Origin of the sequence: Micromonospora sp. NPDC049900 (assembly GCF_044461025.1) — a bacterium.
Classification (GTDB): domain Bacteria; phylum Actinomycetota; class Actinomycetes; order Mycobacteriales; family Micromonosporaceae; genus Micromonospora.
The window spans coordinates 572,302-584,563 of sequence record NZ_JBITKM010000001.1; the positions used below are offsets into that span (position 1 = coordinate 572,302).

A 12,262-nucleotide genomic window follows, 5' to 3' on the forward strand; every position below is an offset into this window, starting at 1 on the left:
CCGCGGGACGGGCACCGCTCACTGCGGCACGACGAGTGTCGGGTGCTCGGCGAGGTAGGCGTCCGCCCGCCCGGCGCGCAGCGCGGTCAGGAACCGGCGACCGACGGTGGTCAGTTCCTCGCCCCGGTACGCGCCACCCCGGCCGACCGACGCCCCGGGCAGGCCGACCAGCGTGAGCGTCTCCGGTGACAGCGTGCCGAGCGCGTACGCGAACTCAACGATCCGCCGCCCGCCGACATAGACCATGGCGTCACCGAGGGCGGCGACCACCTGCTCGACGCGCTGTGGTTGCTGGGCCAGGTCGTCGGCGAGGATCCCGCCGATCAGCGCGCGGACGAGTTGCTGCTGGTGGCGCTGCCGGGTGTAGTCGCCGCCGGGCAGGTAGCGCTGGCGCGCGTAGTCCAGCGCCTGCCAGCCGTTGAGGTGCCGGTCGCCCGGCTCGTAGACCATCCTCGGCCCGACGTAGCCGCCCACACCCGGGCCCGGTTGACGGTGCTTGCCGTCCGGCTGGCGGTGCCGGGAGACGACCCGCTGGTCGACCCGGATGTCCACCCCGCCGAGGCTGTCCACCAGCTTGTCGAAGCCGCCGAAGGTGAGCACCGCGCCCGCGTCGATGCGCAGTCCGGTGTACTCGCTGACGGTGCGGCGCAGCAGCTCGTACCCCTGGGCCGGGTCGGGCTTGTTCGGCCGCCCCGGCACCCGGCTGCCGTTGCTCATCGCGTGGGTGAGCTTGGTCCGCCCACCCCGGTAGTCGGCGGCCGGGAACGCCGGGATGTCCACCAGCAGGTCACGGGGGAGCGAGAAGAGGTACCCCCGGGACAACCCGGCCGGCACGTGCAGCACCAGGACGGCGTCGGCGTTCGGCTGCCAGCCGGGCACGCTGACCCGGGTGTCGATGCCGACCAGCAGCAGGTTGAGCGGGCCGGTGATGTCGGCGCCGGGTGGGGGCGTACTCGGGACGGGGCTGGGCGACGGGCTCGGCGAGGTGGCGACGTCGGTGGGCGCGGCGCTCGGCGCACGGTCCTCGCCGACCGTCTTGGCCACCACCACCGCGCCGACGGCCACCACCGCCACCGTGACCAGACCGGCCAGCGCCAGTGTCAGTCGTCTCCGGTCTCCTCCGAGCGCCATCCCCCGCCTCCTCCTACGATGCCGGGCCGCCGCCGCGCGGCGGGCCGGGTTGCCACCGACCGGTCCGCAGGCGTCCGGGACGGCGTCGTGGCACGCGTCGGCCGCACGGTGATCGGGTGCGCTGCATGATGGCGCGAGAACGCCGCCTGGCGCGAGATCTACTCACGAGTAATGATGCGTGCATGCGGTACGACGTGGTCGTGATCGGGTCCGGCTTCGGCGGCAGCGTCGCCGCGCTGCGGCTGGCCGAGAAGGGGTACTCGGTCGGTGTGCTGGAGGCGGGCCGACGGTTCGCCGACGACGAGTTCCCCCGGACCTCGTGGCGGCTGCGTCGGTTCCTCTGGGCACCCCGGCTGGGCTGCCTCGGCCTGCAACGCCTCACCCTGCTGCGGGCCGCCGAGCGGCGACGTGGCGGCGGGGTGCTGGTGCTGTCCGGAGCCGGTGTCGGCGGCGGGTCGCTGGTCTACGCCAACACGCTCTACGAGCCGCCGGCCGCGTTCTACGACGATCCCCAGTGGCGCGACGTCACGGACTGGCGCGCCGAACTGGCCCCGCACTACGCCCAGGCGAAGCGGATGCTCGGGGTGACCACGTATCCGCTGGTGACCCCGGCGGACCGGGTGATGCGGCGGGTGGCCGGGCGGATGGGGGTGGGACACACCGTGCACGCCACCCCGGTCGGCGTGCACATCGGGCGGCCCGGCCAGTCGGTCGCCGACCCGTACTTCGGGGGTGCCGGTCCCGCCCGCACCGGCTGCACGCACTGCGGCGCCTGCCTGACCGGCTGCCGCCACGGGGCGAAGAACACGCTGGTCAAGAACTATCTCTGGTTGGCCGAGCGGCTCGGTGTCCGGGTACACCCGTTGACCACGGTGACCGCGGTCCGGCCGGTCGAGGGCGGCTACCGGGTGCACACCGAGCGCAGCGGTGCCTGGCTGCGGCGGCGTCGGCAGGTGATCGACGCCGATCAGGTGGTCTTCGCCGCCGGGGCGCTGGGCACCCAGCGGTTGCTGCACGGGATGCGGGCAGTGGGCGCGCTGCCCGGACTCTCACCCCGACTCGGCGAGCTGACCCGCACCAACTCGGAGGCGATCCTCGGCGCCTCGATGTCCCGTCGGCAGGCCCGGGCGCGCGGGGTCGACCTCACCGAGGGGGTGGCGATCACCAGTTCGTTCCACCCCGACCCGCAGACCCACGTCGAGCCGGTCCGGTACGGGCGGGGCGCGAACGCGATGGGGCTGCTCCAGACGCTGCTGGTCGAGGGCGGGCCGCATCGGGTCCGCCGCTGGCTGGGGCAACTCGTCCGGCATCCCGGCCGGGCCGCGCGGATGCTCTCCGTACGCGGCTGGTCGCAACGCACCGTGATCGCACTGGTGATGCAGTCGGTCGACAACTCACTGACCACCCGGTGGCGGCGCGGACCGTTCGGCGGCCGGCTGGTCTCCGGCCCCGGCCACGGCGCGCCGAACCCGACCTGGATCCCGGCCGGCCATCGGGCCGCCCGGCTGCTGGCGGCGGAGATCGACGGTACGCCGGGCGGCGCGCTGACCGAGCCGTTCGACATCCCGATGACCGCGCACATCCTCGGCGGCGCGGTGATCGGCGCGTCCCCCGCCGACGGGGTGATCGACCCCTACCACCGGGTCTTCGGCCACCCGGGGCTGCACGTGCTGGACGGTGCCGCCGTCTCGGCCAACCTCGGGGTCAACCCGTCGCTGACCATCACCGCGCAGGCCGAGCGCGCGACGTCGTTCTGGCCCAACCGGGGCGAGACGGACCCTCGGCCACCGCTCGGCGCGCCGTACCGGCGGCTCGCGGCGGTCCGCCCGCACCGTCCGGCCGTGCCGCCCGGCGCACCCGCAGCGCTGGCCGACTAGGGCGGCCCGGCCTCGCCCCGGTGCCGGTCGGGCGAGGGGTCGGTGGGAGCGTGCAGGGCGCGGCCGGGCTGACCGGTGACTGTCGGTAGGCTTCGTGCACATGAGCCTGCCGCGTCCTGTCCTCGTGGTCGACTTCGGTGCCCAGTACGCCCAACTGATCGCCCGCCGGGTACGCGAGGCGAGGGTCTACTCCGAGATCGTCCCGCACACCATGCCCGTGGCCGAGATGCTGGCCAAGAATCCGGCCGCGATCATCCTCTCCGGCGGCCCGTCCAGCGTCTACGAGCCGGGTGCGCCACAGGTGGACGACGGGTTGTTCACCACCGGTGTGCCGGTCTTCGGCATCTGCTACGGGTTCCAGGCGATGGCCCGTTCGCTCGGCGGCACGGTGGCCCGCACCGGCAACCGTGAGTACGGCGGCACCCCGCTGCGCCCCCGCCTGCTCGACCCGGGTGTGCTGCTCCGCGACCTCCCGGCCGACCTGCCGGTCTGGATGAGCCACGGCGACTGCGTCACCGAGGCGCCGGAGGGCTTCACGGTGACCGCCGAGTCGGCCGGTGCGCCGGTCGCCGCCTTCGAGGACCTGGCCGGTCGACGGGCCGGTGTGCAGTTCCACCCCGAGGTGGGGCACACCGCGCACGGGCAGGAGATGCTGACCCGCTTCCTGTACGAGATCGCCGAGATCGAGCCGACCTGGACTCCCGAGAACATCATCGACGAGCAGGTGGCCCGGATCCGCGAGCAGGTGGGCGACAAGGAGGTCATCTGCGGTCTGAGCGGCGGGGTGGACTCCGCGGTCGCCGCCGCGCTGGTGCACCGGGCCGTCGGTGACCAGCTCACCTGCGTCTTCGTCGACCACGGCCTGCTGCGCGCGGGCGAGGCCGAGCAGGTGGAGAAGGACTACGTCGCCGCCACCGGCATCAAGCTCAAGGTGGTGGACGCCGCCGACCGGTTCCTCGGCGCGCTGGCCGGGGTGGTCGACCCGGAGCAGAAGCGCAAGATCATCGGTCGGGAGTTCATCCGGGTCTTCGAGGCCGCCGCCCGGGAGGTGGCCGCACACGGTGACGTCGAGTTCCTGGTGCAGGGCACCCTCTACCCGGACGTGGTCGAGTCCGGTGGCGGCACCGGCACCGCCAACATCAAGAGCCACCACAACGTCGGCGGGCTCCCCGACGACCTCAAGTTCGCCCTCGTCGAGCCGTTGCGCACGCTGTTCAAGGACGAGGTCCGCACGCTCGGCCTCCAGCTCGGCCTGCCCGAGGCGATGGTCTGGCGGCACCCGTTCCCCGGCCCCGGCCTGGCCATCCGGATCATCGGCGCGGTGGACCGGGAGCGGCTGGACCTGCTGCGCCGGGCCGACTTCATCGCCCGCCAGGAACTCACCGCCGCCGGGCTGGACCGCGACGTCTGGCAGTTCCCGGTGGTGCTGCTGGCCGACGTCCGCAGCGTCGGCGTGCAGGGCGACGGGCGCAGCTACGGTCACCCCGTGGTGCTGCGCCCGGTCTCCAGCGAGGACGCGATGACCGCCGACTGGTCCCGCCTGCCCTACGACGTGATCGCCCGGATCTCCACCCGGATCACCAACGAGGTCGCCGAGGTGAACCGGGTGGTCCTGGACGTCACCAGCAAGCCGCCGGGCACCATCGAGTGGGAGTGACGCCTCAGGAGGTCGGCTTCTCCGACGGCTGAGGCGAGGTCCCGGAAATCGGCTGAGACGAGGTCCCGGAGGTCGGCAGCGGCCCGGTCTCCGGCTCCGGCTCGACGACCAGCGCCGGTCCCGCGTCCGGTGGGGCGGACGCCGGGCGCGGCGCCCGGGGCGTCTCCTGGGCCGCGGGAGCCGGGTACGACGCCTGCGGAGCCTCCTGCGCGGCGGGTGTCGGCTGCGGGGCGTGCGGGGCCGGTGACGCCGCGTGCGGGGTGCCGGCCGGGGCGGTGGGTGCCGCTGCCGGGCCCGGGAAGGGCCAGGCCGGATGCGGTGGACCACCGGCCTGCGGCGGAGCGCCGTGCGGCGCCGCGCCCGCCGGGTGCGGCCAGGCCGGCGCGCCGGCCGGCTCCTCGGGCATCAGGAACCACATGACCGGGTACGCGAGCGCGGCGATCCCGCCGGTCAGCAGCGTGCCGACGGCGAAGGCGACGCGGACCAGGGTGGGGTCGACGGCGAAGTACCGGCCGAGGCCGCTGGCCACACCGGCGATCATCCGGTCGGTGGTCGGACGGCGCAACTGCTTGTACGGGGCCTGGGAAGTGGAAGTCATGACTCCACGGTCCGCGTCGCGGCGCTCATCGACCTCGGTGATGGCCCGGAGCCTTACCCTGACCTATCCCTCAGGGGCGAGTGATCAGTCAGGAATCCGACTCTTTTCCGCAGCGGTAACCGGTCACGGGGAGAATTTGGCTCCGTGACCACCATGCTGGAGCCGCTGCGCAGGATCGCGGCATATGCAGTCTGTGCTGATTCGGTTGACCGAGTGTTGCTGGTCCGCGCATCGGAGCGCTCCGGCACACCCGGCACGTGGTCCCTGCCCGGCGGGGCTGTCGACCACGGCGAGGACCCCCACCACACCGTCGTCCGCGAGACGGCCGCCGAGACCGGGCTGTCCGTGGCCGTGGCGGGCCTCCAGGACGTCCTGGCCGACATGCGTGCCCTGCCCGAGCGGGGCATCACCATCCACACCGACCGGCTGCTCTACCGGGTCTCGGTCCGGGGCGGCTCGTTGACCGACCGGGTCGACCGGCCCACCGACCTGGCCCGCTGGGTGACCCGGGAGGAGGCGCAGCAGCTCCCGCTGCGGTCCTTCACCGCCCGCGCGCTGGGGCTGCCCGCCTCCTCGGCGGACATCGTCCCCGACGAGGCACCGGAGTTCCCCTCCTTCTACGCGGTGCCCGGCCCGGACGGGCTGCACCGGGCGCAGCGCTTCGCCGCGTACGCCGTCGTCACCGATCCGGACGGGCGGGTGCTGCTGACCCGGGTCTCCGACGGCTACCCGGGGGCGGGCTGCTGGCACCTGCCCGGTGGCGGCACGGACTACGGCGAGCAGCCGGGAGCCGCGCTGATCCGGGAACTGGTGGAGGAGACCGGGCAGACCGGACGCCTGGTCGAGCTGCTCGGGGTGGCCAGCCACCGGGACGCCGCCTCGCTCGGCCCCGAGGGCTATCCGATCGACTGGCACGGCGTCCGTGCCTTCTACCGGGTCGTGGTGGACAAGCCCGCCCCGCCCACCGTCGCCGACGTCGGTGGTTCCACCTGCGAGGCACGCTGGTTCGCACGGGAGGAGTTGGGCGCCCTGCCCTCCGACCGCCTCACCGAGGTCACGGCCGAGGCCGTGCAGGCGGCCCGACTGACCTGACGCCATCCGCCCGACGATCGTGAGGTTGGCGGCGGGCAGCACGGAAACGGCCGTCAACTTCATGATCGATCCTCGCTCGCCTAGGGTCGGGAGCGTGGAACAGGTACGGCGGGTCGGTGCGTACGGGGTGCTGCGGGACGCCGAGCGGCGGGTGCTGCTGGTGCGCGGCTCGGCGCAGGCGGACTTCCCCGCGGTGTGGTCGCTGCCCGGCGGCGGCCTGGAGCACGCCGAGCATCCCGCCGACGCGGTGGTCCGCGAGGTCGCCGAGGAGACCGGCCTGGCCGTCGAGGTGGCCGGCCTGCGGGCGGTGGTCGCGGACGTGACGCCGTACCCGGACCTCGGGGTGGCCCTGCACACCGACCGGGTGCTGTTCGACGTGACCCCGGTGGGCGGGCGGCTGCGCGCCGAGCGGTCGGGCAGCACCGACCTCGCCCAGTGGGTCACCCCGGCCGAGGCTTCCGTGCTGCCGCTACTGCCGTTCACCGCCGAGGCGCTCGACCTGCCGGTCGTTCCGTTGCCGCCGGAGGCGCTGCGCCGCACCGCGCCCTTCCCGCCTCCCGAGCCCCGCCGACGACAGCGCTTCGGCGCGTACGGCGTGGTCACCGACCCTGCGGGTCGGGTGCTGCTGTCGTTGATCGCGGACGGCTACCCGGGTGCCGGTCGGTGGCACCTGCCCGGCGGTGGAACGGATCATGGTGAACAGCCGGTCACCGCGCTGCTACGGGAACTGGTCGAGGAGTCCGGACAACTGGGTCGGGTGACCGAGCTGATCGCAGTGGACAATCTGCACAATCCGGCCGCGCTGGGTCCGGAGGGCTATCCGCTGGACTGGCACGGGATCCGCGTCGTCTACCGGGTGCTGGTCGACCTTCCGACCGTTGCGGCGGTGACCGAACTGGCCGGCGGATCCACCGCCGAGGCCGCCTGGTTCACCGTTCCTGAGCTGCGAGAACTCCCGATGACGGAGATCGCCTCGCGGGCGCTCGTCACGCTCGTGTGACGCTCGTCGCGGGCCTGCCCGCGCCCCTGCTCACCAGGCCGGTGATGACCGGCTCCGGTACAGTCGAGGCAGGGCTGACAACCAGAACGGGCAGGAAGTCCCGGGATGGGAATAAGGCGGCGGTTTGCGTAGTTGAGGCAGATATAAGTACCGCCGGTAGCTATCGCCAATCCCCGTCCCCCTATGCAATGGTGTACTCCGCAAAACGGCTGCCGGGTCACAGAGACCCGGCACGAGAGAGCCGGACGCAGGCCCCAGGTGGCGGCCGACGATCCGGTGATGGAGGAAGCGTGCCGAGAGCCCCATGGCGCCGGCGTCGTACCACTGACAGCCCGCGTCCCGCCGGACGCAACTGGACGGGCCCGCTGCGCCGCAGCGGCAGTCTTGCCCGCCAGGTCCTGTTGGTCCGCGTCGGTCGTCGAGGTGTGGAGGGGGGCGGCACGGCTGACGTGCTGCCCGAGCCGAGGTACCAGGACCGCCCGCGTCGCCGGTACGGTCTGCAGCGGTTCCACCGCACACGGATCGAGACAATCGCCCCGGCCGGCCCCGCCGTCGTGCCGACCGGAGCCCAGGAGAGCGTCGAGACACCGGTCCCGCTGCTCCCGGGCGAGCGGACGATGGCCCGGCGGATGAAGTTCGCCCTGGTCAACGCCTGCACACTGGCCAGCCTGGTGCTGGGCATCAACGCGATCTTCGTCGCCATGCGTGGCGACGTACGACTGGCCGCCCTGCTGCTCATCGCCTGCGTCGCCTTCGACGGTCTCGACGGCGCGCTGGCCCGCAAGCTCGGGGTCTCCAGCCCGTTCGGCGCGCAGATGGACTCACTCGCCGACATGTGCTCGTTCGGTCTCGCCGCGCCGGTGGTGGTCTACGCCTCGCTCGCCGGTGAGGTGCCGACGGCCGCCGCCGGGGTGGCCGCCGCACTGGTCGCGGCGTGCGCCGCGATCCGGCTGGCCCGCTTCAACGTCTCGCCCCAGGACGGCCGCTTCTTCTGCGGCGTGCCGACCACCATGGCGGCGGCGGTACTCGCCCTGATGGTCGTGATCGGCCTGCCGGTGCCGGGCGTGGTGCAGGTGGCCGGGGTGGCGCTGCTCGCCTTCACCATGGTCAGCAGCTTCCCGTACGCCAAGCTCGCGCGGCTGGTCAAGCTGCCGCCGTGGGTCTGGGTGGCCCCGGTGCTCGGCGCGCTGATCGACATCCGGGTCACGTTCGGGCTGATCGTGGTGGGTTACCTGGTCAGCGGTCCGGTGCTCTGGCTGCGGCAGCGTCGCACCATCTGATCGACATCGCGAGAAGGGGCGCCGCGGTCGGAAGACCACGGCGCCCCTTTCCTGTGTCGGTCAGCGCCAACGGGCGATGACGCTCGACCCGCCGACGACCTTGTCGCCCGGCCCGACCAGCGGCTCGGCGGCCTCGGCCGGCAGATACACGTCGGTACGCGAGCCGAACCGGATCAGGCCGAACCGCTCGCCCCGGGCCAGCAGCGCGCCGATCGGGGCCCGCTGCACGATCCGCCGTGCGATCAGGCCGGTCCGCTGGGCCACCACGACGGTGCCGTGGGCGGTGTCCAGCACCGTGTACGCGGCCACGTTGTGCTCCGCGTCCGGCTTCATCGCGTTGACGAACCCGCCGTCGGCGACGAAGTAGTCCACCACCTTGCCCGCCACCGGTGCGCGGTTGACGTGCACGTCGAGCACCGAGAGGAAGACGGCGACCCGCAGGAACTCGCCGTCGCCGAAGCGCTCGTCGTGCAGGCGCTGCACGGACAGCACCTCACCGTCGGCGGCGGCCACCACGGCCGACGGGTCCTCCGGCACGTCCCGCTCCGGGTCGCGGAAGAAGGCGGCCACGGGTGCGGCGGCCAGCGCGGGCAGCAACCAGAGCTTCGACTTCGGCCGGGCCAGGCGGGTCAGCGCGGCCAGACCGAGGGCGATGCCGGCGGCGGCCACCCCGTTGGAGTCGATGTGCATGTCGCGGGTCAGCGGCACGCTCGACGGCCGGTAGGCGGGGGCGAGGCGCTCCGCCGACGCGGCGTCGGCCGGCGTGAACCGGAGCCGGTACACGCGTACCGGCGGAGAGTTGCGCAGCACCAGGTCTGCGCCGACGCCGTGCAGCGCGCCCTGCCGCTCCAACTCCGCGGCGGCGCCGGCGGTCCGGGCGACCGCCGTGGACACGGTGAGCACACCGCCGTCGGCGAGGTACTTGGTCAGCTCCTCGACGGCGCTCCGGGTCTCGTCCGCGGTGCCGACGAACGGCTCACCGGCGACCACCACGGTGGCGGGTTCGGCCTCGGTGAGGCTGTCCACCACCCGGACCCGGTCGGCGACCCAGCGCCCCTGGGCGGTGACGTGTTCCCGCAGCGCCGTCGCGCTGACCCGCTCGGTGGGCACCAGGGTGAGGGTGTCGCCGGGCAGCAGCGCGTCGATGGCCGCGGCCAGCACAGCGGACTCCGGGGCGGCGCCCACCAGCAGGGCGGCCTTCGGGTCGTTGATCCGAGCGAACTCGGCGACGAGGGTACGGGCGGCGCGCTCGCCGAGGCGGACCGGACCGGACCGCCCGGGGACACGCACGGCGGGGGACTGGGTCATGTCGAACGGGCTCCTGACGGGGTAGAGGCGACTGTCGCGAGATCACCGCCAGCGGCGGGGCCGGACCCGCCGCGGACGGCCCGCGCGAGCCGGCGGCCAGCGCAGGACGTCCTGCGGCGTGGACCGGCCGGCGGAGGCGGGAGCACACCGGCCAGCATAGGCGGCTGACGACAGCCGTCGCATGGTCAGGCGGCGGGCCCCCGTGGCGGCGTGGACGACGTGTCGTCGCCGTAGGGGAGATCAAGGGTCGGCGAGTCCGGGTCGGTCGCCGACGATGCGCCCGGAGCGGCGTCCGGGTCGCCGGTCGACGGGTCGGCCGCGGTGGCCCCGTCCGCCGACGGGCCGTGCCGGCTGGACCGCAGCGCGCCGACCAGTCCGAGCACACCGATCAGGATCAGGCCGCCGGCCAGGAACCAGCCCACCGGCGGCAGGACCAGGCCGAGTACCTGGGCCAGCAGCCACCAGGCCGAGAGCAGGAGGAAGAGCAGCCCGAAGGCGAACGACACCAGGTCCGTGCGATGCACCCTCACCGGGTCACCTCCATGTGTCCGGCGTTGATCTGCAGGTTGAGGCGGAGCTTGCCGCCACCCGCACCGTCCGCGCCGAGGTCGACGATCTCCGTGAGCCGGTTGTCCAGGCCGCCGGCACGCTGGCCGAAGACGTTCGCGTCACCGGCGGTGACATGTGCGTTGGCCGTCACGTCCACGTTGGGCGGGACGACCACGGTGGCCTCGCCGAAGTTGATGACCACGGTGATCTCGGTGTCCTTCTCGTCGAAGTCGACCGCGCGTAGGTCGAGCACCGCGTCGGAGAAACTCTGCTCGTACCGCACCGCGAGGTCGCGGTGGTCGGTGGGTGCCCAGGTCACGGTGCCGTCCACCCCACGGACCCGGTCGTACGACTCGGCGACCGTGGCGACCGCCAACGCGGCGGAGACCACCAGGCCGAGGGCGATGAGCCAGCGGGCCCGGCCGAACCAGGTGCCCACGAGCAGGCCCAGGGCGATCACGGCGAGGACCGCCGCGAAGTAAGCCGACGCGCCGACGGGGAAGACGTCGAGCAGGTCGAGGATGCCCACCACACCCAGCGCGACGAAGATCAGCGAGAAGGTCACCGCACCGAGGGCGGACCGTTCGCGCGGCTTCTTCGGCGGCTTGGGCGGAGGCGGCGGCGGTACCACCGGGGTCTGCCCGGCGTACGGGCCGTGCGGGGCGAACGGGGCCCGGTAGGTCGGCGAGTGCGGCGGCACCACCGGTGGCGTCGGAGCGCCCATGGACGGCCACGGGGGTGTCGGCGGCAGGTACCGCGTGGGCTCCTCGGTCTGCCCGGCAGGACCGGATGACGGGGCGGGCGCGTGGAAGGCGGCCGGCGCGGTGAACGGCGGAACGGTGCGCCCGAACCCGCCGGCCGGCGGCGGATATCCGGCGGGACCGGGGTAGCTCACCGGCGGCACCGGGCCGGGCGGACCGGCGGGTGGCGCCGGTGCTCCGCCCGGGCCGCCCGCCGGCTGCGGGGCGCGTTGCTGGTGGCGGTTGAGCAGCAGTGCGCCGCCGACCAGGATCGCCGCGCCGAGCAGCACCGCGCGGAAGGCGTCGGTGACGATGAAGCCGAAACTGATCGCGACCAGGATGCTGAGCACGATCACGGTCACCGGCGACATGCTGGACCGACCCCGGCCGAGCATGGACTCGACCGGAGAGGCGGTGTCACCCTCACCCGGAATGATCAACCAGGCGGCGACGTAGAGCAGGATGCCGATGCCGCCGAAGAAGCCGAGCACCGCGAGCAGCACCCGCCAGAGCACCGGATCGGTGTTGGTGGCACGACCGACGGCGGCGCACACACCGGCCAGGTAGCGGCCGTCGCGGGGCCGGACCAACCCGTACCGCGAGGTGAACCCGGCGCCGCCGAAGTGCGACCAGGGGCCGTCCGACGGCGGCGGCCCGCCGGTCCCCCCGGGCGGCGGCGTGGCCGACGGGCCACCGGTGTACGCCGACCCGCCGTACCCACCTGCCCCGCCCGGCCCCCCCGGCCCGGCGGGGGGTGGCGTGCCGACCGGCGGCGGCGTCGCGTCCCAGGCCGTCGACCCCGCCGATGGCGGTGCGGCCGAGGTGCCGGAACCGTCCGGGGCGGTGCTCGGGGTGCCGGCCTCCTCCTGGACGGGGCCCGGTGGCCCGGGCGCGTCCGGTGCCGGGGTGTCGTGCCCCGGCGCCCTCTCCGTGGGCCCGGGCCGGTGCGGCTGAGCAGCGTCGTCGGTCATGTCTCGATACTGCTGCGCCACGGACCCGAGCGACCTCCGGAGCCGACCCTGACCCCACC

The 12,262-nt window shown here is 73.8% G+C and carries 8 protein-coding genes and 2 pseudogenes; 5 read left to right on the forward strand and 5 right to left on the reverse strand.

The genetic code is table 11. The annotated features are described in order from the left end of the window. Positions 1-18 precede the first annotated feature (18 nt). Positions 19-1,131 carry an LCP family protein gene (locus ACIBMZ_RS02710; protein WP_396690375.1) on the reverse strand — a complete coding sequence of 371 codons (1,113 nt, stop codon included), beginning with the start codon at positions 1,129-1,131 and terminating at the stop codon, positions 19-21. A 182-nt stretch (positions 1,132-1,313) separates the two neighbouring features. On the opposite strand from ACIBMZ_RS02710, the gene ACIBMZ_RS02715 reads away from it, so the two are divergent. Next, positions 1,314-3,008 (forward strand): FAD-dependent oxidoreductase, encoded by a 1,695-nt coding sequence (locus ACIBMZ_RS02715; protein WP_396690377.1) that lies wholly within the window; start codon positions 1,314-1,316, stop codon positions 3,006-3,008. Between the two features lie 100 nt (positions 3,009-3,108). Beyond that, positions 3,109-4,665 carry a glutamine-hydrolyzing GMP synthase gene (gene guaA, locus ACIBMZ_RS02720; RefSeq protein WP_396690379.1) on the forward strand — a complete coding sequence of 519 codons (1,557 nt, stop codon included), beginning with the start codon at positions 3,109-3,111 and terminating at the stop codon, positions 4,663-4,665. A 262-nt stretch (positions 4,666-4,927) separates the two neighbouring features. On the opposite strand, the pseudogene ACIBMZ_RS02725 reads toward guaA, so the two are convergent. After that, a pseudogene (locus ACIBMZ_RS02725) lies at positions 4,928-5,263 on the reverse strand (PspC domain-containing protein); the annotation flags it as partial. A gap of 144 nt (positions 5,264-5,407) precedes the next feature. On the opposite strand from ACIBMZ_RS02725, the gene ACIBMZ_RS02730 reads away from it, so the two are divergent. The 3 genes from ACIBMZ_RS02730 to ACIBMZ_RS02740 all read left to right on the forward strand — a co-directional run bounded on the left by ACIBMZ_RS02730 (position 5,408) and on the right by ACIBMZ_RS02740 (position 8,635). After that, the gene (locus ACIBMZ_RS02730) at positions 5,408-6,355 is read left to right on the forward strand and encodes an NUDIX domain-containing protein (RefSeq protein WP_396690381.1); all 948 of its coding nucleotides are present in this window, start codon (positions 5,408-5,410) and stop codon (positions 6,353-6,355) included. A gap of 94 nt (positions 6,356-6,449) precedes the next feature. Then, a complete protein-coding gene (locus tag ACIBMZ_RS02735; RefSeq protein WP_396690383.1) occupies positions 6,450-7,355 on the forward strand; it encodes an NUDIX hydrolase in 906 nt (301 codons plus the stop codon). Positions 7,356-7,720: 365 nt separating this feature from the next. Then, positions 7,721-8,635, forward strand: a complete 915-nt coding sequence (locus ACIBMZ_RS02740) for a CDP-alcohol phosphatidyltransferase family protein (protein WP_396690974.1) — start codon at positions 7,721-7,723, stop codon at positions 8,633-8,635. Between the two features lie 60 nt (positions 8,636-8,695). Here the strand turns inward: ACIBMZ_RS02740 and ACIBMZ_RS02745 are convergent, their stop codons facing one another. From ACIBMZ_RS02745 to ACIBMZ_RS02755, 3 genes and pseudogenes are all read right to left on the reverse strand, one after another. Then, positions 8,696-9,943: a phosphatidylserine decarboxylase gene (locus ACIBMZ_RS02745; protein ID WP_396690385.1), complete on the reverse strand. Its 1,248-nt coding sequence runs from the start codon at positions 9,941-9,943 to the stop codon at positions 8,696-8,698. Positions 9,944-10,289: 346 nt separating this feature from the next. Further along, positions 10,290-10,473 (reverse strand): annotated as a pseudogene (locus ACIBMZ_RS02750) (hypothetical protein); the annotation flags it as partial. Further along, positions 10,470-12,203, reverse strand: a complete 1,734-nt coding sequence (locus ACIBMZ_RS02755) for a PspC domain-containing protein (protein ID WP_396690387.1) — start codon at positions 12,201-12,203, stop codon at positions 10,470-10,472. The gene ACIBMZ_RS02755 and the pseudogene ACIBMZ_RS02750, both read right to left, overlap by 4 nt. Positions 12,204-12,262: the final 59 nt, after the last annotated feature.

Bases quoted from the DNA above. Each gene is read 5' to 3' on its own strand.
- ACIBMZ_RS02710 (WP_396690375.1), bottom strand. From the start codon at position 1,131: ATGGCGCTCGGAGGAGACCGGAGACGACTGACACTGGCGCTGGCCGGT.
- ACIBMZ_RS02755 (WP_396690387.1), bottom strand. From the start codon at position 12,203: ATGACCGACGACGCTGCTCAGCCGCACCGGCCCGGGCCCACGGAGAGG.
- ACIBMZ_RS02745 (WP_396690385.1), bottom strand. From the start codon at position 9,943: ATGACCCAGTCCCCCGCCGTGCGTGTCCCCGGGCGGTCCGGTCCGGTC.
- guaA (WP_396690379.1), top strand. From the start codon at position 3,109: ATGAGCCTGCCGCGTCCTGTCCTCGTGGTCGACTTCGGTGCCCAGTAC.
- ACIBMZ_RS02715 (WP_396690377.1), top strand. From the start codon at position 1,314: ATGCGGTACGACGTGGTCGTGATCGGGTCCGGCTTCGGCGGCAGCGTC.